This window comes from Bowmanella yangjiangensis (assembly GCF_017255015.1).
Classification (GTDB): Bacteria; Pseudomonadota; Gammaproteobacteria; order Enterobacterales; family Alteromonadaceae; genus Bowmanella; species Bowmanella yangjiangensis.
In genome coordinates this window covers 114,198-137,356 of sequence record NZ_JAFKCS010000002.1, presented here as the reverse complement: position 1 = coordinate 137,356, position 23,159 = coordinate 114,198, and the positions used below count along the sequence as shown (strand labels likewise).

19 protein-coding genes are annotated in these 23,159 nt (G+C 50.9%); 10 read left to right on the top strand and 9 right to left on the bottom strand.

The genetic code is table 11. The annotated features are described in order from the left end of the window. Positions 1–7: 7 nt before the first annotated feature. From J0A65_RS03035 to J0A65_RS03025, 3 genes are read right to left on the bottom strand one after another with little or no spacing between them, the layout of a single operon-like run. Complete coding sequence (locus tag J0A65_RS03035) at positions 8–796, bottom strand: ATP-binding cassette domain-containing protein (RefSeq protein WP_206592650.1); 789 nt, start codon at positions 794–796, stop codon at positions 8–10. After that, a complete protein-coding gene (locus J0A65_RS03030; protein WP_206592649.1) occupies positions 789–1,763 on the bottom strand; it encodes an ABC transporter permease in 975 nt (324 codons plus the stop codon). Before J0A65_RS03030 ends, J0A65_RS03035 begins: the two co-directional genes overlap by 8 nt. 1 nt (position 1,764) lies before the next feature. Continuing rightward, entirely contained in the window at positions 1,765–2,832 is a 1,068-nt protein-coding gene (locus J0A65_RS03025) for a substrate-binding domain-containing protein (RefSeq protein WP_206592648.1), read from the bottom strand. Positions 2,833–2,992: 160 nt separating this feature from the next. On the opposite strand from J0A65_RS03025, the gene J0A65_RS03020 reads away from it, so the two are divergent. Together J0A65_RS03020 and J0A65_RS03015 are read left to right on the top strand one after the other, a co-directional pair. Beyond that, the gene (locus J0A65_RS03020; protein ID WP_206592647.1) at positions 2,993–4,183 is read left to right on the top strand and encodes an ROK family transcriptional regulator; all 1,191 of its coding nucleotides are present in this window, start codon (positions 2,993–2,995) and stop codon (positions 4,181–4,183) included. A 97-nt stretch (positions 4,184–4,280) separates the two neighbouring features. Further along, positions 4,281–4,727 (top strand): YybH family protein, encoded by a 447-nt coding sequence (locus J0A65_RS03015; RefSeq protein WP_206592646.1) that lies wholly within the window; start codon positions 4,281–4,283, stop codon positions 4,725–4,727. A 21-nt stretch (positions 4,728–4,748) separates the two neighbouring features. Here the strand turns inward: J0A65_RS03015 and J0A65_RS03010 are convergent, their stop codons facing one another. Further along, entirely contained in the window at positions 4,749–6,791 is a 2,043-nt protein-coding gene (locus tag J0A65_RS03010; RefSeq protein ID WP_206592645.1) for a S9 family peptidase, read from the bottom strand. A gap of 204 nt (positions 6,792–6,995) precedes the next feature. Here J0A65_RS03010 and J0A65_RS03005 point away from each other — a divergent pair, with 204 nt between their 5' ends. Genes J0A65_RS03005 through smrA form a run of 4 tightly spaced genes read left to right on the top strand, consistent with a single transcriptional unit; the run spans position 6,996 to position 10,966 of the window. After that, positions 6,996–8,138: a paraquat-inducible protein A gene (locus tag J0A65_RS03005; RefSeq protein WP_206592644.1), complete on the top strand. Its 1,143-nt coding sequence runs from the start codon at positions 6,996–6,998 to the stop codon at positions 8,136–8,138. Next, entirely contained in the window at positions 8,128–9,780 is a 1,653-nt protein-coding gene (gene pqiB, locus J0A65_RS03000; RefSeq protein ID WP_206592643.1) for an intermembrane transport protein PqiB, read from the top strand. Before J0A65_RS03005 ends, pqiB begins: the two co-directional genes overlap by 11 nt. After that, positions 9,780–10,340 (top strand): PqiC family protein, encoded by a 561-nt coding sequence (locus J0A65_RS02995; RefSeq protein ID WP_206592642.1) that lies wholly within the window; start codon positions 9,780–9,782, stop codon positions 10,338–10,340. Before pqiB ends, J0A65_RS02995 begins: the two co-directional genes overlap by 1 nt. Before the next feature lie 44 nt (positions 10,341–10,384). Next, the gene (gene smrA / locus J0A65_RS02990) at positions 10,385–10,966 is read left to right on the top strand and encodes a DNA endonuclease SmrA (protein WP_206592641.1); all 582 of its coding nucleotides are present in this window, start codon (positions 10,385–10,387) and stop codon (positions 10,964–10,966) included. On the opposite strand, the gene J0A65_RS02985 is transcribed toward smrA, so the two are convergent. Continuing rightward, complete coding sequence (locus J0A65_RS02985) at positions 10,938–11,084, bottom strand: hypothetical protein (protein WP_206592640.1); 147 nt, start codon at positions 11,082–11,084, stop codon at positions 10,938–10,940. The two genes, smrA and J0A65_RS02985, sit on opposite strands and share 29 nt — an antisense overlap. Positions 11,085–11,738: 654 nt before the next feature. Beyond that, positions 11,739–15,620 (bottom strand): phosphoribosylformylglycinamidine synthase, encoded by a 3,882-nt coding sequence (purL, locus tag J0A65_RS02980; RefSeq protein ID WP_206592639.1) that lies wholly within the window; start codon positions 15,618–15,620, stop codon positions 11,739–11,741. Positions 15,621–15,886: 266 nt separating this feature from the next. Here purL and mltF point away from each other — a divergent pair, with 266 nt between their 5' ends. Both mltF and J0A65_RS02970 read left to right on the top strand, forming a co-directional pair. After that, positions 15,887–17,326, top strand: coding sequence for a membrane-bound lytic murein transglycosylase MltF (gene mltF, locus J0A65_RS02975; protein WP_206592638.1), 1,440 nt, complete (start codon positions 15,887–15,889; stop codon positions 17,324–17,326). 114 nt (positions 17,327–17,440) lie between these two features. Beyond that, complete coding sequence (locus J0A65_RS02970) at positions 17,441–17,593, top strand: hypothetical protein (protein ID WP_206592637.1); 153 nt, start codon at positions 17,441–17,443, stop codon at positions 17,591–17,593. On the opposite strand, the gene tadA is transcribed toward J0A65_RS02970, so the two are convergent. Beyond that, positions 17,590–18,060: a tRNA adenosine(34) deaminase TadA gene (tadA, locus tag J0A65_RS02965; protein ID WP_206592914.1), complete on the bottom strand. Its 471-nt coding sequence runs from the start codon at positions 18,058–18,060 to the stop codon at positions 17,590–17,592. The genes J0A65_RS02970 and tadA overlap by 4 nt on opposite strands. Positions 18,061–18,254: 194 nt before the next feature. On the opposite strand from tadA, the gene J0A65_RS02960 reads away from it, so the two are divergent. Then, positions 18,255–18,464 (top strand): hypothetical protein, encoded by a 210-nt coding sequence (locus tag J0A65_RS02960; RefSeq protein WP_373284977.1) that lies wholly within the window; start codon positions 18,255–18,257, stop codon positions 18,462–18,464. A 60-nt stretch (positions 18,465–18,524) separates the two neighbouring features. Here J0A65_RS02960 and guaA read toward each other — a convergent pair whose 3' ends face one another. Beyond that, positions 18,525–20,102, bottom strand: a complete 1,578-nt coding sequence (gene guaA, locus J0A65_RS02955; RefSeq protein WP_206592636.1) for a glutamine-hydrolyzing GMP synthase — start codon at positions 20,100–20,102, stop codon at positions 18,525–18,527. 145 nt (positions 20,103–20,247) lie between these two features. Further along, positions 20,248–21,717, bottom strand: coding sequence for an IMP dehydrogenase (guaB, locus tag J0A65_RS02950; RefSeq protein WP_206592635.1), 1,470 nt, complete (start codon positions 21,715–21,717; stop codon positions 20,248–20,250). 99 nt (positions 21,718–21,816) lie between these two features. Here guaB and xseA point away from each other — a divergent pair, with 99 nt between their 5' ends. After that, the gene (gene xseA / locus J0A65_RS02945; RefSeq protein WP_206592634.1) at positions 21,817–23,154 is read left to right on the top strand and encodes an exodeoxyribonuclease VII large subunit; all 1,338 of its coding nucleotides are present in this window, start codon (positions 21,817–21,819) and stop codon (positions 23,152–23,154) included. Positions 23,155–23,159: the final 5 nt, after the last annotated feature.

Here is a 23,159-nt window from a genome sequence, read left to right as displayed (position 1 = left end):
GCTCCTTTTATGCCGACTCAGCCAATTGCAATCCAGAGGCACCGGTAATCAGCGACACCAAATCGTTCTTGTCCACATCGGCAATGGCCACGTCTGCACTGCAGCGGCCTTGATAAAGCACTACGGCCCGGTCACAGGTATCCATCACATGCTGCATATTGTGGCTAATCAGTACCACAGCCACCCCCTGTGAACTGATTAACTTAATCAGTTCATTAACCTGAGCACTTTGCTCAACGCCCAAGGCGGCGGTCGGTTCATCCATAATCACTACTTCCGCACCCCAGCTGACCGCCCGGGCAATAGCCACAGCCTGGCGCTGCCCACCGGAAAGATTAATGATCTTTTCACTCAGGCTTGGGATCCGGCTATTCAGACGATTCAGGGATTTCTGACTACGTTTGGTCATGGCCTTGGTATCCAGCCAGCCAATCCAGCGCAGCAGCGGATTAGATGAACGGATCTCACGATTCAGATAAAGGTTCTGCACCACATCAAATTCGGGCACGATGGCCAGGTCCTGAAACACGGTTTCCACCCCCGCGTTTCTGGCGTCCATGGGTGAGTTAAACCTGACTGGTTTATCGGCAATCAGAATGTCCCCTTCATCGGGTGGATGAATCCCGGATATACACCTGACCAAGGTGGATTTGCCGGCACCGTTGTCGCCCAACAGACCAACCACTTCACCTTTATTGACTTTAAAGCTCACTCCACGCAGGGCTTCAACTCCGCCAAAACGTTTGGTGATACCTTTAACTTCCAGAATAGTCTGGCTTAATGCATTTCTAACCATTTCTTGCCTCCCTGGCACCAATGGCCACAGCGGTGATTAAAATCAGACCACGGGTGATCATTTGTTCGTCAGTAGAAAAACCGGAAAGGATCAAGCCGTTGTTTATCATGCCCATCAGCCAGGAACCGATGACCGCGCCAATAATGCTGACCCGTCCTCCAAACAGGCTGGCACCACCAATGGCCACGGCGGCAATCACGGTCAGCAAGTCAGCTTCCCCTAAGGTATAACGGGCACCAGCCAAGCGACCGGCGTACAGCAGACCGGCGATAGCGGCACATAAGGAGCACACCACCAGCGCTTTGATACGCACATTTTCGATACGAATACCCATGGCTCTTGCTGCATCAGGGCTACCGCCCACCGCCAGCAGATGTCGACCAAACACTAATTTGTTCATCACCAGATAGCCGATAAGGGCGAAGATTATCGTCCACCACAGTAAGCCGGGAATACCCAGAAACTCACCATTACCAAACAGGGCCCTGAACATAGGATCGATAACAGGAATGGATTCAAGGTTACTGACCTGGCGGGTAATGCCGGTGATCACCCCCATAGTGCCCAAAGTGATAAGTAATGAAGAAACACGCAGCCGCTCAATCAGTAAGCCGTTAATCAGGCCAACCAATACGCCGGTTAGCAAAGCACCGGCCACGGCCAAAGGCATGCCCACATACTGCAACAAAATCGCCCCGACTATGGCACTCAGCGCCACCACCGAGCCGATAGATAAATCAATATGCCCCACCGCCAGCGCAAAACTCAGGCCCACGGCCATAATGGTTATAGGTGCCGTCTGGCGGATAATATTCATAAAATTGCTGGGGCTTAAAAAGCCCGTGTCATTTAAGAACAGGGCAAAGCCCGCCAGCACCAGAATGAACATGTAATAAATAAAGTACTGGCGCTTTAGCAGCCTGGCACTCCAGTCATGGCGCCCCAGTACAGAGGAAGTGGTGGACATCTTAGTCTCCAAGAGCAAGGTTAATAATTCGCGGAACATCGGCCTGATAAGCTTGCTGCCAGACGTCCTTAATATTGTCACGGGTTACCAGGTCAAAAGGCACCAAGGTGAAAAGCGGAGCCTGTTCACCTAACTTTGCCAGCATGGCGATTCTGGCCATAGTAGCGCCTATTTCGTAAGGCCTATCAGAGACTGAGGCGAGCATATTGCCGCGCTGTGCCATATCCAGCAGGTTATTAACGCCCAAATCGTGAGACACTACTTTAACTTGTGTAAAGCCATCTCCTCTGAGGGCCTCTACCACACCTTCGGCGGCTGCATCCCAGGCCACATAAATCACATCAATGTCCGGGTGCCTAAGCATCATGGCTGAGGCGATGGCACTGGTATCTTGCTCTTTGACAAAGCCTTTGCGTGCCACAATGTCGATACCAGGGTAAGCTTCCAATGCCCGTAAAAAGGCATTATCTCTGGTGTTGGTTACAAAGTAGTTCACATCATGGAAAATCACGCCCACCTTGCCTTTACCCTGCAAATACTGATTCACCGCCTCGGCCGCCATGTTGCCCATCCCCTGCATATCGTCAGATACGATACCGGCGTACTCTTTACCATGTACAAAACCAGGAATAGGGTTACTGAGCAGTACAAGCCCGCTGCCATTATCTACGGCTTTTTGCAGCCCGACTTTGGCACTGACACCGTCGATCACTAAAGACAGCAGCATGTCAGGCTTAAGTGCCTGGATATTTTCAATATCAGCCACCTGTTTGGCCGGGTCATATTGCGCATCTGTGGTCACCAGCACTTTTACACCATGGCGCTCGAATGTCTCCTTAGCGCCACGGTTAACCGCACTGATCCAAGGGCTAGCGCCATGCCAAGCCATTGCTGCAGTCAATCCCATGCCTTTTAGTTTATCCTGCTGAAGTTCATTAATGATGACCTCATTAGCATTGGCAGCCTGTGCCAACGCCGCAACGAAATCCGTATCGCTGTTGGTCTGGGCGATGGCCGGTGCCGCCAGCATCATCAGACCACTCAGTAGTGGTAACAACCGCTTTCGCATTCACAACCCTATTACGTTAACTTTACATTTTCAGTTAGTGTAGAGACCAAGAAATATATGTCAATCATTTTTACTTAACTATAAAAACGCGAAATAGTGCTGGCAGGGGTTGGCATATTACGTACAATGATCGCGCTAATTTGTACCCAGAGATCCTTAGTTGCAGGCTTCAAATTCCAAACAAAACAAAGCGTTAAATCTTAGGCTGGTGTTGTCGCATATCGCCACCCTTAGTCCCATTTCACGGGCTGAGATTGCCAAGATTACCGGACTGACCAAGCAAACCATTACCAATATGGTGGATGAACTGTTGGCGGCAGAACTGGTTGCTGAGTTAGGAATAAAGAAAGAAGGCGCAGTCGGCAAACCGTCAAAAATGCTGGCATTATCTGCCAAAGGCACATACAGCCTGGGCTTTCGGGTTTTCAGTGGTCACTGCCAGGTTGCCCTGTATAACCTCACTAACAACAAGTTAGGCGAAATGCAGATTGAGCGCACAACGCCGTTAGAGCAAGGTTTGCAGCACGCTGCGAAAAGCTTGTTGAATGAGCATAAAGTTGGCAATGAAGCTTTGCTTGGAGCGGGCCTCAGCTTTGTTGATCAGTTCGATCAGAACTATGCCAGCCATCAAGCCAGGCAAGAATTTGCCCAATTACTGGCTGACAAGCTCAGTCTGCCAACGGTATTGGAAACCACCGCCGCTGCCTGTGCAGCCTGCCATATGCTGCATGGCGAAGCCAAGGGGTTGAACAGCTTTGTTTATATTCACCTGGGTTTACAAATTGACGCCGCGGTGGTGCATAGCCGCAGAATTATGCTCGGTCATAATCAGCTGACCGGCGCCCTGGGTGAGATTTTTGTCACACCAGAGACCAGCGGTAAAGATGCAGAGTTGGGCAGATTAAATGATTTTGCCTCTCTGGATGCCCTGCGCCAACAAAGCCGTCAACCCAATATGGATTTGGCCGCCATGTCGTCTTTGCTGGATGAACAGCCTCAGTTAGTTGAGCGCTGGCTGGAACTGGCGGCAGAACCCATGCGCATTGCCATTCATATGCTGGAATCTGTACTCAATAGTCAGACCATTATATTTGGTGGAGATATCACTCCCGAATTACTGGACTTGCTGATAGCTCGGTTACGCCCACTGATCCCTTCCATTGCCCAGTATGGTGAACGGGATGTGCCAAGGATGATCAAAACCCCCAATGTGCAAGATATTGCCATCAGTGGTGTCGCCACCCTGCCCTTGCACAGTGCGCTGGATATGACCCAGCCCTATGCCGCGTATTTGCCACAGATGTCTGAACTGTCGACAAAGCAGGCATTACTCTTTGTTGGCCCGCAGTAGGCATCTCTCAGCCCGTATTTCCGCATTCTGCCACTCCACTTTAGCCAGCGTCGTTCCCATCGTTTATACCTAAGGCCATAGATAACAGGAGTTTGGCATGTTAAAACCCGTCAACGTAACAATTGCGATCTTATTAAGCCTGTCTATTCAGTCTGTCCAAGCCTCAGACAAGGCCAATGAGCAGGTTTGGCAAGCGGAAACCGCGTTTGCGCAAAGCATGGCCGATAGAGACTTTGCACGTTTCACGACTTTTGTCTCAGAGTACGCCGTCTTTTTTAATGGGGAGTCCGTATCCAGGGGAAAACCCCAGGTACTAGCACAGTGGCAAGGCTACTTTAATAGCGAAGCCGCGCCATTTTCCTGGCAACCAGAACAGGTGGAAGTATTAGCATCCGGGCACCTGGCGCACAGCAGTGGACCGGTGTTCAATGCGGCCGGGCAACAGGTTGCCACCTTTAATTCGGTGTGGCAAAAAGAAGCGGATGGGGTATGGCGAGTGGTGTTTGATAAGGGCACCCCGCAGTGCCCTTCAAAAGAGCGCTAGATGCGCTCTGCTCTTCGCTCCTTAGTGGTTTTGCGTTTTTTTATAACGTTCAAACCACGCCAGGGTATGCTCAATTTTCGCTATCATTCTGGACGGCTTGCCCGCAATACCATGGGGAGCACCAGGCACTCTTACCAGCACAGTGTCCACTTTTTGTAGCTTAAGCGCCTGATAGTACTGCTCTGATTCAGATATTGGCGTGCGTCTGTCGGCTTCGCCAGTCAGAATCAGGGCTGGCGTCTTCACATTAGCGACCAAGGATAAAGGCGAACGCTGCCAGTAATGCGCCAGATTATCCCAAGGCATACCGGGAAACTGGTTGCGGATCTGGCCAAGGTAGCTGTCGGCAGTTAATACCTTACTCACCCAGTTAATCACCGGCTTGGTAATTGCCGCGGCATTGAACCTGTCGGTTAATCCAATAGCATAAGCCGTAGCAATACCTCCCGCGGAGCCCCCCGCAATAAACAGATTGTCCTGGTCGATAAAGCCCTTGGCAATCATGGCATCCACCCCTGAATTATGATCGGCAAAGTCTTCCTTGGAGCTGTATTTGCCATCCAGCAACATAGCAAATCGCTCTCCGTAAGAGGTGCTGCCGCGATGATTGTCGTAGAAAACTACATAACCTTCTGCGGCATAGCGCTGTAGCTCAGCGGCAAAATGCGGACCATAGGCCAGATGTGGACCACCATGGATCTCCAGTAGCAAAGGATACTTTTTGGTCGGGTCAAAATCAGGCGGTGTGATATACCAGCCCTGAATTTTCTCGCCGTCAAAGGAAGAGGCATACTCAATTTCATGTACCTGCCCCAACGCTTTGTGGGCAAGCAAGTCTTCATTCAGTGCCGTCAATTGACGCGATTTACCTTTGTACAGATAACCAACGTCTGCAGGGCGCTGCGCATTACCACTGGTAAAAGCAATGGCGCCGTTATCTGCCAGGCTGAACTGGCCGCTAATGTAAGGGCGCCCTAAACTGGTTCCGGACAGGGTGTCGGTCAATTCTTTGAGTTTTCCTGACAAGCTCAGCTCGGCAAGCTTACGTTTACCCTTGTCGTCATACTGGATCACTAAATTACGGCTGGCCTGCCACGCCAGGGCATCCACTGAGCGGTCCAGCTTTTCGGTTAACACTTTCGTGTCTTTACTGTCCCATTTCATCAGTGCCACTCGGCTGGTGTGATATGGCACGGGCTCATTTCCCTCTTGCAGGTAAGCCAGGTATTTACCGTCCGCACTAAAGCTTGGCTGACTTTCGCTGCCGGGCTGTTCCGTCAAGGTGGTTAGCTGGCCACTTTGCACATCCACCTGGTGCAGGTCAGACTCACCAGTCTGGTATTCCCACTCTGGGTGGAAGTTAGCGGAAAATACAATGGACTTGCCATCAGGATGCCAGGCTAGCGGCCCTTGGTGCTGAAAATCGCCGTGAGTTATCTGCCTAGGTGTACCGCCGGTGGCAGGCAGTACAAAAATTTGTTTAAACACCGGCTCAAGCAGACCTCGGCCATCAGCCTGGTAGCGCACCTTATCGACAATAATAGGTTCCTCCGCCCACTTCGCTCCTTTAGGTTTAGTCAGGCGTTTCACCGATTTAGCATAATCAGATTTCCCTTGCGGAACATCCATGGTAAAGGCCAGCCACTGACCATCAGGCGACCAGCTTAAGTTGCTCACACCGCGTTGCAATTGTGTCAGTACGGCACTCTTGCCCTGTGCCAACCAATAAAGGTGAAGTTGCCGACTACCGCTTGCATCCGAGATATAGGCCAATTTAGTACCGTCAGGCGACCAGCGAGGCTGGCTGTAGTTGTGCCCATCGGCCAGCAGAGGCAAGTCGAGTTGCTTATCCAGATTGTACAGCCACAGACTATGACGATTACCATCAGTCATAATGTCGTAGCCACTGCGCACATAAGCAATTTGCTCACCATCACGGCTTATTTGTACATCACTGGCATATTCCAAAGCGAAGATGTCTTCGGCGTTAAACTTGCTGTCCTGCGCTATGGCGTTGCCTGCCAATAACACTGACCCGACTAGCAAGGTGGTTTTTATTGTCATGTTAGTTATTCCACTGATTGGGTTTTGGCTACCTTAAGAATAAAAGCCGCGGGGAACAAGTCTGGGAAGGATTAACCCCAGACATTTCACGCCCGGCAACCTGTCCAAGCTGGGCGACAAATCTAAACAATTCTTGGGCTTGCAGATCTTAAGGTGGGATGATTACACTGGGTCTATGTCCGCAAAGGAACCGTCGATTTTCCGATGTCTGCCACCCAGCATATCCGCTGCCACGAATGTGATCTCAAGGTTCAGATCCCGCTTCTGGCACATCGCCAGAAGGCGGTCTGTCCGCGATGTGGTTGCCTGCTCAGCCAGTACCGATACCTGGCGCTGGATAAGATCCTGGCATTCAGCCTGGCTGGCTTGTTCTTTTTAGTCGCCTCCCTGCCATTCGATTTTATGATCTTCGATGTACGTGGCCAGTTTCAAACCATGAGTATGCCGCTGAGCATAACAACCCTGGTCGAGCAGGATTATCTGATGCTGGCAGTACTGCAAATTCTGGCCATCTATGTGATTCCTGCCTGTATTCTGTGTGGCCTGGCATACCTGACTGTGTTTATCCGAAACGGCCAATATCCGCCGCGCGGAGCCTGGGTAAAAAAGCTGGTGTTTACCCTGCTGCCTTGGAGCATGGCCGAAATCTTTTTAATTGGAGCCCTGATCAGCCTGATAAAAATGCAGTCAATTGCGGTGATTGAGCTAGGTATGTCGTTCTACGCCTACCTGCTATTTACCTTGTGCCTGGTCACTGTGGTGCTGTATCTGGATGAATTTCAACTGACCGACCGCCTGAGAGAATTGGGGGAAGACCGCTGGCAATCTGCCAAACGCATTCCCCCCTCTCGCCGCAAGACAGTGCAACGTACCTGGGCCCTGCTGATAGCCTCGGTTATTTTATATATTCCTGCCAACTTGTTTCCTATTATGACCACCATGTTGCTTGGCGTTGAAGAGCCCAATACCATATTGGGTGGTGTAATTACCTTGTGGCGGGGCGGCTCTTACCCTATTGCCTTGATAATTTTTGTCGCCAGCCTGTTTATTCCCATCGCTAAATTGCTGGTGCTGGCGTGGCTGAATTACAGCATCCAGACCAACAGCCCGAGCTTGCGCCTATGGCGAACCCGGCTCTACCGAATCACCGATTTTATCGGTCGCTGGTCAATGATTGATGTCTTTGTCGTAGCCATACTGGTCAGTCTGGTACAACTGGGTAATACCATGGCAGTGTATCCGGGACCGGCAGCCCTGGCTTTTTCCGCGGTTGTGCTGCTCACCATGCTGGCGGCGAACAGTTTTGATGCACGATTGATTTGGAACCATAAACAAGATGACAAATAACTCCGAACTACAGCAAGCCCGTGTCGAACCGGTCACCAGTTGGTCCAAGGTTTGGCTGATCCCGCTGCTCGCTTTAGGGGTCGGGGTATGGATGGTTTATCATCAACTAAGCCAGCAAGGACCAATGATTCAAATCGAGTTTCGTTCAGCAGAAGGGTTGGAACCAGGAAAAACCAAAATTCGCGCACGGGATGTAGAAGTAGGATTGGTCAAAGAGATTAGGCTTGGAAAGGATCTCAGCAGCGTTTTGGTGACCGCCAGGATGACAGCAGATGCCGCCCCTTTGCTGACACAAGATGCTAACTTTTGGGTGGTCAGACCTAAGGTTAGCCTAAGCGGCATCAGCGGTTTATCGACATTACTTTCGGGCGCTTATATCAAGCTTGAACCAGGCAACAGTAGCGAGCAAGCCTTGCAATTTAATGGCCTGGATACGCCACCGCTCACCCCTGCCGGTGCGCCGGGCTTACATCTGACATTATCCAGTGGGCAGGACTTTGCCTATGCGGCCGGTGACCCGATTTTGTACAAAGGCATGGAAGTGGGCAAAATTGACCATGTACATTTCAACGTGGCCGAGCGCACGGTTTACTACAATGCCTTTATTCAGGCACCTTACGATAAGCTGATTACTACCCATACCCGCTTCTGGAATATCAGCGGCGTCAAAATGGATCTAAGCGCAGAAGGGGTTAGCGTACAATCCGGCACCTTCCAAACTTTACTGACCAACGGCGTCACCTTTGGCGTACCTGAGCATCTGCCCCAGGGTGAGATTGTCAAAGAGCGCACCTATTTCAAAGTGTACCCAGACAATGAGCAAGCCACTGCTCCGGATTACAAGTTCAGTAAAGAGTTCTTATTGCTGTTCAATGATTCAGTGAAGGGCCTATATGCCGGCGCCCCCGTTACCTATAGGGGCCTGAACATAGGTAAAGTCCTTTCTGTGAATCTTCCCTTGGGACTGCCTAAGGCCTATTTGGACACCCACTATCAGATCCCGGTACTTATAGCGCTTTACCCTGGACTGGTCGGAATGAGTGATGATGTCGCCGGTCGTCAGTTGTTGGTTGAGCAAATGGATGATTGGCTGCAAAACGGCCTGCGAGCCTCTCTTGGTAACGGCAATCTGCTAACCGGCAAGCAACTGATTGAGCTGTCTTATGCCCCAACCCAGGAAAATGATATTCAACTCGCCAAAGTACAAGATTACCGGCTTATTCCCACAGTTTCTGGTGAGCTATCCCAACTTACCGAGAAGTTCTCAGCATTGCTGGATAAGTTCAATGCCCTACCACTGCAAGACTTAAGCAACAACGTTAATGACATGCTGACCAGCAGCGCTCAAACCATGCAGGAGCTGCAGATCACCTTGCAGGATATGCAATCCATGCTGGGCGATGTTAAGGAACAAAAGTTAATCAGCCAGTTAAGTGCCACTTTGAGCAGCGTAGAGAAATTGGCGCAAGACTTCTCCCAAGGTTCGAGCACCCAAGGGGACATTCAGCAAACCTTGCAGCAAATCCAACGCACCTTGCAACAAAGCCAGCCACTGCTGCAACAATTAAACCAGTCACCTAATCGCCTGATTTTCTCAGGTCAGGGCGAAGAGCCCACACCTAAGGCCAAAGGAGCGCAATAATGCGAATAATCATCACGCTATTCACCCTCTACGTGCTGGCGGCCTGCAGCAGTGCGCCGCCGCCTTTGCAGTACTATTTGCTTGACTCCCCGGCCAAGGTCTCAGCGCCACACACCCAGACCAAAAGGCAAATACGTCTTGAGTTACTGCCCCTACCCGAATATCTACAACAAGATGGTCTGGTCATGCGTTTGTCAGACAGCTCACTGCATGTATCCCGTCAACATTTGTGGGCACAGGCACTGCAACAAAGCGTGCCACAGGTGTTAGTGGATGCGCTGAACAATCACCAACAAGTACGCTTTGTAACCCAAAGCGAGCCTGGCGCCCTACAAGCCGCAGAGCGTCTGGTAATACAGATTCGTCACTTACTTATCGACCAGCAGCAAGGTGCGATACTAAGTGCGCAATACTGGTTGCTCGACCAACAAGGAAGCATCCATTTTCAGGGCAGCTTTAACCAATCCCAGCAGATGGCACAGGACGGTTATCCACATGCGGTGGAAAACTTGCAGTTGTTACTTAAAAACCTGGCTGCACAGATCCAAACCGAGCTGTAAGGCGTAATCCCTTAGGCATAATGGCAGGCAAGAGGAAGGGTGATATGCAAGACAACCAGCAATCCGACGATTTTCTGCAAGCAATGAGTGATGTCACGCCTATCGCGCAGGACAACAGGGTTATCAATCTTGCTCCCAACACTATCACCCTGGCGCAGCACTTAAAGCGTCAGGCCCTGGAAAAACAGCAACAGCAAGACGGCAATTATCTGAGTGTGGAAAAGGTCGATCCCATCGATCCCCATGATTTTCTCGATTATAAAAAAGACGGAGTACAAGAAGGGGTACATAAGAAACTTCGTCTTGGCCAATATCAGATTGACGAAATCCTAAATCTGCAAATGCAGCCCATCGAAACTGCGCGACATAATTTGTTTGAAACCCTTATGCAGTCGCACCGGCGGGGAATTCGGACTCTGTTGATCCAACATGGCCTGGGGTTACACAGCAAACCTTTTCCCGCCTTACTGAAAAGCTATGTAAATCAGTGGCTAAAGCAAATTCCACAGGTGTTGGCCTTTCATACGGCGCAAAAACACCATGGCGGCCTGGCAGCCACCTATGTACTGTTAAAGAAAAGCGAGCAACAGCGTCTGATTAATCGTGAACGTCACCAGAAACGCTAAACTCTTGCTGCGTCATGGCCGCAGCGTCGGCCCTGGCACCAAAGAACGCGGTGATAACCATAATGATCACCACAAATACCACGCCTGCCAGGCCAAAACCTCTCGATGAGCGATTCATAAACTGTCTCTGTTATTATTTTTTACTGTCTACAAATCCATGCTCGGCTCCCTCTCCCTCCGGTATTTCCGCATCTGCCAAACCGACAGCTGAAAGAGCCTGGTTTCGAAACCAGCAACAAGTCATCACACTTAGTTACGAAACGGTACAAATACTAAACACAGTTTATTTATTTAACAACAGCTTAGCAAAAAAAATGTCAATTTTTTGGCGAAAAAGACGGTTACACCCACAGAATTCTCAAGTTCAGCCCCATTTCTGCATCTTTTCCTGAAAGATCAAAGCCTGTTCACCTCGCCTCAGCAAATCTTGCGGGAACTAGGACCGAATAGGTCGCGAAAATCATGGAAAGGGTGAAAGCAAAGAAACGAAGGTGGGCGCTAACCCCGCTTAGGTAGATGGAACGCAGATCAGTAACACTGCCTATTGGTTGCAGATTCACAAGCGGCATTAGGCATATCAAAGAGGGGTAGGCAGACTGGGAGCAAGTACTAAGCCTTAGTCCTGAACATCGCTGCTTCTTGGCATCCATGCCACCGCAGCATACGCGCTCCAGGGATGGAGTTAGTGGCGAAAATGCAGGAGCAATTTTCGGCCCGTTCATCCTGAACATAAAAGCGGACCTGATGGTCCGCTTTTTCTATAGTTTATTGCTTATCCAACAAACACTCTGGCGTTGCGGAAGATGCGCATCCATGGACTGTCTTCTTGCCACTCATCCGGGTGCCAGGAGTTAGCCACAGTACGGAAGACCCGCTCAGGGTGCGGCATCATTATAGTGGCACGACCATCGGCACTGGTCAGCCCCGTGATACCCAGCGGCGAACCATTGGGGTTAGCCGGATATTGCTCAGTGACTTTGCCATAGTTATCCACATAACGCAGGGCCGCCGACTGATTATCCATCACCGACTGAGGGCCAGATTGCAGAGCAAACTCGGCACGTCCCTCGCCATGAGAAACGGCAACCGGCATTCTTGAACCTGCCATACCTTGTAGCAGCACAGAGTTAGACTCCATCACTTCCACCATGGCAAAGCGCGCTTCAAAACGCTCGCTGCGGTTGGTAACAAAGTGAGGCCACAAATCGGCGCCAGGGATCAGGCTCTTCAGATTAGACATCATCTGACAACCGTTACACACCCCCAACGAGAAGGTCTCATTGCGATGGAAGAAACGGCTGAACTGCTCGCGGGCCATCTCATTAAACAGAATAGACTTGGCCCAGCCTTCGCCAGCACCCAGTACGTCACCGTAAGAAAAACCACCACAAGCCACCAGGCCCTGGAACTGCTCAAGGGTAATACGACCAGCCAGAATGTCGCTCATATGCACGTCAATGGCATTGAAACCAGCACGGCTGAATGCAGCGGCCATTTCAACATGGGAGTTAACACCCTGCTCACGCAGAATAGCCACCTTAGGCTGAATACCTTTAGCAATATAAGGTGCCGCTACATCCTGATTTAAGTCGAAACTTAAACTGGCGTGCAAGCCGGGGTTCGCTGCATCAGTTTTAATGGCCAACTCTTGGGCTACACAGTCTGGGTTATCACGCATAGATTGGATTTGATGCGTGGTTTGCGCCCACAGTGCACGGTAATGACTGCGGGTTTCAGACAGCACACTCTGACCAGCTAAGGTGAACTGCAATCGATCATCGCTAACCGGCTCACCAATCACATGTACTAACGCCGCCAGACCATTGTCAGCAAATACCTGCTTAATGTCATCCAGCTTGGCCGCGGGCACTTGCAATACCGCACCCAGCTCTTCGTTGTAAAGCGCGGCCAGGGCATCCCCCAAACCATCCAACTGAACATTTGCACCACAGTTGCCGGCAAACGCCATCTCAGCGATGGTGGTAAACAAACCACCGTCTGATCTGTCGTGATAAGCCCATACCAGCCCCTGACGGTTCAGGGTCTGCACGGCATTAAACATATCACGCAGCAATTCAGGGTTATCCAGATCCGGCGCTTGGTCGCCCAACTGGTCATAAACCTGCGCCAAACAGGAAGCACCCAGACGGTTCTGGCCGGCACCCAGGTCAATTAGCACCAGCTTAGAGTCACCTTTATCCAGTCGCAGTTGCGGGGTCAGGGTACGGCGTACATCTTCAACCCGGGCAAAGGCAGTAATGACCAATGAGAGCGGCGCAGTGACGGCCTTTTCGGCACCATTATCCTGCCAGCGCATCTTCATAGACATGCTGTCTTTACCCACAGGAATAGTTAAATCCAGTGCCGGACAAAGCTCTTCGCCCACGGCTTTCACCGCTTCATACAATCCAGCATCTTCACCAGGGTGACCGGCGGCGGCCATCCAGTTAGCGGAAAGTTTGATGCGTTTTAGCTCACCAATATCGGCGGCAGCAATGTTGGTAATGGCTTCGGCAACTGCCATTCGTGCTGAGGCACCGTGGCTAAGCAGTGCCACCGGGGTGCGCTCACCCATGGCCATGGCTTCACCGTGGTAAGTATCATAACCGGCGGCGGTAACTGCTACGTCGGCCACAGGGATCTGCCAGGGTCCCACCATCTGGTCGCGATTAACCAAGCCTGTTACCGTGCGATCGCCTATGGTGATCAGGAAGGTCTTTTCAGCAATAGTCGGCAATTGCAGCAAACGCTCAGCCGCCTCGGCCAGACTAATCTGCTCGGTTACCAGTGCTGAGCCTGCCACTTGCAGCGACTGTACATCGCGATGCATTTTGGGTGGCTTGCCCAGCAATACATCCAGCGGCAAATCCACCGGCTTATTGTCAAAATAGCTGTCGGCCAGCGTCAGATGAGGCTCTTCTGTGGCTTCGCCAACCACAGCGAAAGGCGCGCGCTCCCGCTCACAGATTGCCGCAAAACGCTCTAGGTTATGTGGCGAAACGGCCAGTACATAACGTTCCTGAGACTCGTTACACCAGACCTGCAAAGGTGACATACCCGGTTCATCGTTAGGGACATTGCGCAGTTGGAAATTACCGCCACGACCACCGTCGTTAACCAGCTCAGGGAAGGCATTAGACAAACCACCCGCCCCCACATCGTGGATAAACTGAATAGGGTTGTCTTCGCCAAGCTGCCAGCAGCGGTCAATCACTTCCTGACAACGACGCTCGATTTCAGGGTTGTCACGCTGTACCGAGGCAAAATCCAAATCTTCATTGGACTGGCCGGCCGCCATGGAAGAGGCTGCACCGCCGCCCAGACCGATATTCATCGCCGGGCCACCCAGTACAATCAGCTTAGCACCCACCGGGATATCGGCTTTTTGTGTATGCTGAGCACGAATGTTGCCCATTCCACCGGCCAGCATAATCGGCTTGTGATAACCACGCACTTCTTCGCCGTTAAAGCTATTAACTTGCTGTTCGTAAGTACGGAAGTAACCCAAGATGTTCGGACGACCAAATTCGTTATTAAAGGCAGCGCCGCCGAGCGGACCTTCAATCATAATATCCAGGGCGCTGGCAATATGTCCGGGTTTACCGAAATCCTGTTCCCAGGGTTGCTGGTTGCCAGGCAAACGCAGGTTAGACACGGAAAAGCCCACCAAACCTGCTTTAGGTTTAGCGCCACGGCCGGTAGCCCCTTCGTCACGGATCTCACCACCGGAGCCCGTCGCGGCACCAGGGAAAGGAGAAATAGCCGTTGGATGGTTATGGGTTTCCACCTTCATGAGAATATCAATATTCTCATGGTGGTATTGATACGAGCCGGAATCCGGAGATGGGAAAAAACGTCCGGCATAGGAGCCTTCCATCACCGCGGCATTGTCTTTGTAAGCGGAATGCACATAGTCAGGGCAATGTTCAAAGGTGTTTTTAATCATTTTGAACAGCGACTTTGGCTGCTGCACACCGTCTATGGTCCAATCGGCGTTAAAAATCTTATGGCGACAATGCTCTGAGTTGGCCTGCGCAAACATGTAAAGCTCGACGTCATTGGGGTTACGTCCCAGACGCTGGAAACTGCTGACCAGGTAGTCAATTTCATCTTCGGCGAGGGCCAAACCTAATTCCTGGTTGGCCTTTTCCAGGGCCGAGCGGCCCTCTCCCAGCACGTTAACATTGCTCATGGGTGCCGGCTGCTGTTCAACAAACAATGCCTGAGCCTGCTCCAGGCTACTGAAAGTGGCTTCTGTCATACGGTCGTGCAACAGCGCGCTAACTTCGCTTAGCTTACCTGCTGGTACACCCTGCAGATAAAAAGCGATACCACGCTCTAAACGTTTCACCTTACTTAAACCACAGTTGTGGGCAATATCAGTTGCTTTGGATGACCAAGGCGAAATGGTACCAGGACGAGGCACAACCAGAACCAGTTCTCCGTCGTTACTGTGAGCCCCGGCTTTGGGACCATACACCAGCAGGCTGTTTAACAGCTCGGCTTCACGGTCAGTCAATTCACCACTCACCTGGGCGAAGTGGACGTACTCGGCGTACAGACCGTTTACCTCCAGTTGCTGTTCGGCCAACTGCGTCAGCAGTTTTTGAATTCGAAAATCGGAAAGGGCTGGCGCACCGCGGAGGATTAGCATGTTTTAGTCATCCAAGTTGGTAGTTTAAGATTCATCCGCGCAGCTGCTATGGCGGATGATTCGCTCGTCAGGATTTTGCGCGGCGGATTATAGTCGAAAATGCCTCGTCTGATAAGCTTTGCGCTGCTCCGACCTTGAATCAGCTATTTATGCAAAAATCCCTTACATTATTGGTGCTTGCCACAGGGCATGAATCAACTCCGGGACTGGCACCAGCGTCTATTTTTCGTCACAATGGCGTCCTTAGGACTTTAGACAGGCAACCGATGGCCGTACTGCTGCCCCCCCAAACAATACGTAAACTCAAGGTTTTGCTGGTCGTTGCAACAGCCGTGTTGTTGGCATCCTGCGATCGCATACCGCCGCAAAGCAGTCTGGGTTTGGTGTTAGAACGAGGCGTTTTAAAAGTCGGTACATTATATGGTTTAACGACTTACTATACCGGTGCAAGCGGTCCCGAAGGTTTTGAATATGAGCTTGCCAAAGGCTTTGCCGACTATCTGGGCGTTAAACTGGAAATATTTCCTTACTACAGCCTAAGTCAGTCTTTTTATCATTTAGAAGAGCAAAATCTGGATCTCTTAGCAGCGGAGCTCACCGTTACCGACCAGCGGGCCGAACAATTCCGCTTCGGTCCCCCCTACCAGCAAGTCAGCCAGAAATTGGTGTTTAAACAAGGCAAAGAGCGGCCCCGGGAAGTCAGTGATTTAACCGGCAGCCTGGTCGTTGTAGCAGACTCCAGTCATACCGATACCTTGGAGCACTTAAAACAGCAGTATCCAGGCTTAAACTGGCAGGAAAGCAACGATATGGACTCCGAAGAACTGATGGAGGCCGTGATTGCTGAACAATTTGATTACACCATCACCGACTCTAATATTCTGGCTTTGATGCGTCGCCGCCATCCTGAGCTTGCTATTGGCTTTACCCTGCAAGAACCTCAGCGGGTTGCCTGGGCCATGAATAAGCAGCTTGATGACTCGTTATTTTCTGCCCTGCTGGACTACTTTGGCACGCTGCACCAATCCGGTCGACTGGCAGCGTTAGAAGATAAGTACTTTGGTCATGTCAGGCAGTTCAATTACGTCGATACCCGCCTGTTCATCCAGGCGGTGGATAATATTCTACCTAAATTCAGAAAATGGTTTGAAGGGCACGCGGGCGGCCTCGACTGGCGATTGCTGGCTGCCATGAGTTATCAGGAAAGCCATTGGGATCCCAAAGCGAAATCCCCCACCGGCGTGCGCGGTATGATGATGCTGACCTTACCTACTGCCAAGGATTTAGGTGTCACCTCCAGATTAGATGCCGAACAAAGTATTAGAGGCGGCTCCCAGTATCTGCAGGAATTGCTGCGGCGCGTACCCGATCGTATACGCGATCCCGATAGAGTCTGGTTTGCCCTGGCGGCCTATAACGTAGGCATGGGGCATCTGGAAGATGCCAGAGTATTAACCGAGCGTCAGGGTGCCAACCCCGATCTGTGGGTGGACGTTAAACTGCGCCTACCCATGTTACGTCAGAAAAAACACTACAAAACCACCAAGTACGGCTACGCACGTGGAGACGAGGCCGTAACCTATGTATCTAACATTCGTCGCTATTACGACACTCTGGTATGGCTAGAAGAACAGCGAGAGAAACAACTGCCACAAACGGAACCTGAGTCGCAAAACGGAGAAGAAAAGTTACAAACTACCGATTGAAAGGGAATTAATTGCCATCATATCCTGTCTAACAAACAGCCTATGAAGAAAGCTTCAAAAAACTGTCACACAGATATGTAACAGTAAGGCTGTGATTAAGAGATGGAGATAGATATGCGTAAAAGAAGTTTGTTTAAGGCACGTAAACCTGTTGCTTCAGGTCAGCGTCGCCGTCAAGTGTTGAAGAAAGTACTGAAAAAAGTCCAGCTACGTCGTCAAACCTTCCAAGCCACCGACCTACCTGAGGGGATGGCGCAAGCCTGCTAATCCTGCTCTTGCTGCTTTAGGGCTTTTTTCTGTGCCCGGCGCCACCTGAAAAAATCAGACAACAATTCACCGCAAGGCTCGGCCAGTACACCGCCAGTGACTTCTAACTGATGGTTAAGCTGAGGATGACGCACTAAGTCCATTACCGAGCCACAGGCCCCGGTTTTCAGGTCTGATGCACCGTAAACCACACGTTGAATACGGCTGTGCACCAACAAGCCAGCACACATTGAGCACGGTTCAAGGGTCACGTACAAGGTCGTATCAAGCAGACGATAATTGCCAATCTTCTGCCCCGCATCGCGAATTGCCAGCATTTCTGCATGGGCAGAAGGATCATGACTGCTAATGGGTCTGTTCCAGCCTTGGCCAATGATTTGCTCATCTTTGACCAATATAGCCCCGACCGGAATCTCGCCTTCTTGCCAGGCTTGCTTAGCCAGTTCAATGGCTTTTGCCATCCACATCTCATCGTTCACAGTCAATCATCCGGTTTACTTGGCGAAATTGGCTATCTGTTAGCTTGATTCACTAACTTTATGCAAAGACGCTTTCTGCATATAATTTTAATTGCATGAATTATATAGCATTTTTGATTGGCTAACTATTTGCAAAAAGAGTTAGGATACTAATCAAACAAGCTTAAGGATAAACCATGAATTTGACTGCCGTTGCCATTGTAGCCATCGTTTGTTGGGCACTCGTTGAGCTGGTCAATTCCAGACATAAAAAAGCACCAAAGCTTAACGAAACAGAGCTAAATAATCTCAAACAGGAACTAAGTACTTTAAAGGAAAGAGTGCAAACCTTGGAAAAAATCGTTACCGACGAAAACTACGATCTTAAACGTCAGTTCGATAACCTGAAATAACCACCGAATGAAAAGAAAAGGCGCTATGCGCCTTTTCAAATCAATACAGTTGAGATTCTATTATTCCCACTCGATAGTGGCTGGCGGCTTACCAGAAATGTCGTAAACCACGCGTGAAATACCGTCGATTTCATTGATAATACGATTGGACACCTTACCCAGGAAGTCATAAGGCAGATGGGCCCAATGGGCGGTCATAAAGTCGATGGTTTCCACCGCTCGCAGTGACACTACCCAGTCGTACTTGCGCGCATCGCCCATTACCCCAACCGAACGAACCGGCAGAAATACAGTAAAGGCCTGGCTGACTTTGTTGTACAAGTCAGCTTTATGCAGCTCTTCAATGAAAATGGCGTCTGCACGGCGCAGCAGATCGCAGTATTCTTTTTTCACTTCGCCCAGTACACGTACACCTAAGCCCGGTCCAGGGAAGGGGTGGCGATAGAGCATATCGTAAGGCAGGCCCAATTCCAGACCGACTTTGCGTACTTCATCTTTAAACAGTTCGCGCAGTGGTTCAACCAAGCCCAGTTCCATATCTTCCGGCAAACCACCGACGTTGTGGTGAGACTTAATCACATGTGCTTTGCCAGTGGCAGAGCCAGCAGATTCAATCACATCCGGGTAGATAGTGCCTTGTGCCAGCCATTTAGCATTAACGCACTTACCCGCTTCTTCATCGAAGATCTCCACGAATACACGGCCGATAACCTTGCGCTTGGCTTCAGGATCTTCAACCCCAGCCAGTTCACTTAAAAAGCGCTGCTCAGCATCGACCTTAACAATATTCAGACCGAAATGATCACCGAACATGTCCATGACCTGCTGGCCTTCGTTCAGACGCAACAAACCGTTGTCGACAAATACGCAGGTTAGCTTCGGACCTATGGCGCGGTGCAGCAACATAGCGGTTACCGACGAATCGACCCCGCCGGAAAGACCAAGAATCACTTCATCATCGCCCACCTGAGCGCGAATACGCTCTACCGCATCTTCGATAATAGACGCCGGGGTCCAGAGCTTTTCACAACCACAAATGTCCAGTACAAAATGCTCCAGCAAACGCTGCCCCTGGCGGGTGTGGGTTACTTCCGGGTGGAACTGCACGCCATAAAAGCGCTTATCTTCGTTCGCCATCGCCGCGAAAGGACAGCTATCAGTGCTGGCCAGGGTGCTGAACCCTTCAGGAATTGCACAAACCTTATCACCGTGGCTCATCCACACGTCCAGCAAGGCATTGCCGTTGCTGCCGATATGGTCTTCAATTTTGTCCAGCAGTGGGGAGCTTCGCAGCACTTCTACTTGAGCATAGCCAAACTCACGGATATCGGAGCCTTGTACTTTGCCACCTAACTGCTCAGCCATGGTTTGCATGCCGTAGCAGATACCAAACACTGGAACCCCAGCATTAAATACATAATCAGGCGCGCGCGGCGAATCTGCTTCGGTAACCGACTCGGGGCTACCTGACAGGATAATCCCCTGCGGATTGAACTCGCGAATTTGCGCTTCAGTCACATCCCAGGCCCATAGTTCGCAATATACGCCGATTTCACGAATGCGGCGTGCGATAAGCTGAGTGTACTGGGAGCCGAAGTCCAGAATCAGTATGCGGTGATCATGAATATTTGCAGTCATGGAGTTCCCATTTTGAGTTAATCTGCGGCCAGGCCGCCGGAAATAATTACTACCTATTCCACTAAGCTTTTCAGTCTTATGAGTCCTAAAAGCCTAACGGAATAAGTAAGGGGGCGAAACCGCCCCCTTGGCAAAGACAGCGTGCTTAGCCTAAACGGTAGTTAGGCGCTTCTTTGGTAATAGTCACATCATGCACGTGTGACTCGCCCATGCCTGCCGAGGTTACCCGCACAAACTTCGCCTTGGTGCGAAGCTCGTCGATAGTGCCGCAGCCGGTTAAGCCCATGGCACTGCGCAGGCCGCCCATTTGCTGATGCACGATATTGGCGATAGGCCCTTTATACGCAACCCGCCCTTCAATTCCCTCAGGTACCAGCTTTTCGGCGTTCTTGCTGTCCTGGAAGTAACGGTCAGATGAACCATGGCTTTGATTCATAGCGCCCAGTGAGCCCATACCACGGTAAGACTTGTAGTAACGACCTTGATACAGTTCCACTTCCCCTGGCGCTTCTTCGGTGCCGGCCAGCATACTGCCCACCATCACGCAGCTAGCACCAGCGGCAAGGGCTTTAGCAATATCGCCAGAGAAACGAATACCGCCGTCGGCAATGACAGGTACATCAGTCCCCTTAAGGCCTTCGACTGCATCAGCAATCGCGGTAATTTGCGGAACACCACAACCTGTTACAATACGAGTAGTACAGATAGAGCCAGGGCCGATGCCCACTTTCACTGCATCCACTCCTGCATCTGCCAAGGCTTTGGCACCCTCTGCCGTAGCGACGTTTCCGGCAATCAATTGTAGCTGAGGGTAATCAGCGCGCACTTTTTTCACGCGGTCAATTACGCCCTGCGAATGACCGTGAGAGGTATCAATCAACAACACATCAACGCCGGCTTCCACCAGCAGCTTGATACGCTCGTCAGTACCCGCACCAACGCTTACCGCGGCACCAACACGCAAGCGGCCTAGCGCGTCTTTACAGGCGTTGGGTTTACTTTCGGCTTTTTGGAAATCTTTAACCGTGATCAGACCTTTTAGTTTAAAGGCACTGTCGACCACCAGAATCTTTTCAATACGGTGCTCATGCATCAAACTCAATACTTCCTCCGAGCTGGCACCTTCTTTCACCGTCACCAGGCGCTCTTTTGGCGTCATCACATTGGAAATAGACAGGCTGAGGTTGTTCTCAAAACGCAGGTCGCGGCCGGTCACAATACCCACCAGGTTGTTGTCTTTGTCGACGACCGGGAAACCAGAGTAACCGTGTTGCTTGCTTAGGGTATTGATTTCACCTATGGTGGCGTCCGGTGTGACGGTCATAGGATCGGAAACCACACCACTTTCGTACTTCTTAACCTGACGTACATGGCTGGCTTGCTCTTCAGCAGTCATGTTTTTGTGAATAAAGCCGATGCCACCTTCCTGGGCCAATGCGATAGCCAAACGGGCTTCACTGACAGTGTCCATTGCGGCAGAAATCATCGGAATATTCAACTCAACGCCACGAGTTAAACGTGTCTTGAGATTAGCGGTATGAGGAAGGACGGTAGAATGACCTGGAACTAACAAAACATCATCGAAAGTCAGGGCTTCTTTTTCGATTCTGAGCATCGCAACAACACCTATAGAAAGAGGATTTAGTTGCGGCGCAATTGTAGCTGTTTTGCCCTTTAGGGTAAACTTGTTTTCTCTTCGTTGGATAAGTTTTTTATGTCGTCCCCCAACCAGCATATTTACACCATCAGCCATTTGAATCGTCACGCACGTCAAGTACTGGAGTCGGAGATCGGCCAGGTTTGGGTCAGGGCCGAAATATCCAACTTTGTCGCGGCCAGTTCAGGCCATTGGTATTTCACCCTCAAAGACGAGCGAGCCCAGGTACGTTCGGCCATGTTCAAAAATGCCAACCGCCGTGTTCAGCAACTCCCCAAAGAGGGAGACAAAGTACTTGCACGGGCATCTATCAGCTTGTATGAGCCCAGAGGCGACTACCAGTTGATTGTCGAACATATGGAGCCCGAGGGCGAAGGCTTTCTCAAGCAGCAGTTCGAACAGCTCAAACGCAAACTGCTGACAGAAGGGTTATTTGATCAAAGTCACAAGCGCCCGCTTCCCCACCCAATTTTAAAAGTAGGGGTCGTCACCTCGCCGACCGGCGCGGCCATGCACGACATCCTAACGGTACTCAAACGACGCAACCCGGCCATTGAGGTCATACTCTATCCCAGCCAGGTACAAGGCGAACAGGCGCCGTATCAGTTAATTCATGCCATCGAAAACGCCAACCAGCGCAACGAGGTCGATGTACTGATTGTTGGACGGGGCGGCGGCTCACTGGAAGATCTCTGGTGTTTTAATGATGAACGGCTGGCCCGCTGCATTTTTCACTCCAATTTGCCAGTAATCAGTGCCGTAGGCCACGAAGTGGATGTCAGCATTGCGGATTTTGTTGCCGACCTGCGCGCGCCAACCCCATCGGCGGCGGCCGAGCTGGTCAGTCAGGACAAAGATGAGCTGCAAAACCGTATTCAGCAGTTGGCCATTCGCTTGCGCCAACGTCTGCAGGCATTGCTGGAAGCCAAATCATACAATGCCCAGTTGCTGGAAAGCCGCCTGACCCGCCACCATCCGCAAACCCGCTTACATCAGCAGGCTCAGCAACTGGACAGACTAGCAGAAAACCTTGGCTTTTATATGCAGCGAAAGCTGGCTATTTTGCAAGAGCATCAGCAGGCCTTGGATACACGTCTGAGTAAGCAATCTCCAGCAGAGCGTATCAAAGGGGAAAGCCAACGTTTGGGTTTTATGCATCAGTCACTGCTTCGCAGCATTCAGCAGTTACTTAGCGAGCGCAGGCAAATGCTGGCCAGTACCGCACACTTACTGGATACCGTCAGCCCTCTGGCTACGTTATCGCGTGGCTACAGTATCAGCCTTAAGCAAGGCAAGGTGGTGAAAAGCGTAGACGATGTAAAGGATGGCGATATGCTGACCACTAAGCTGGCAGACGGTGAAATTGTCAGCCAGGTTATAAAGCCTTCGCCGTGAACAGG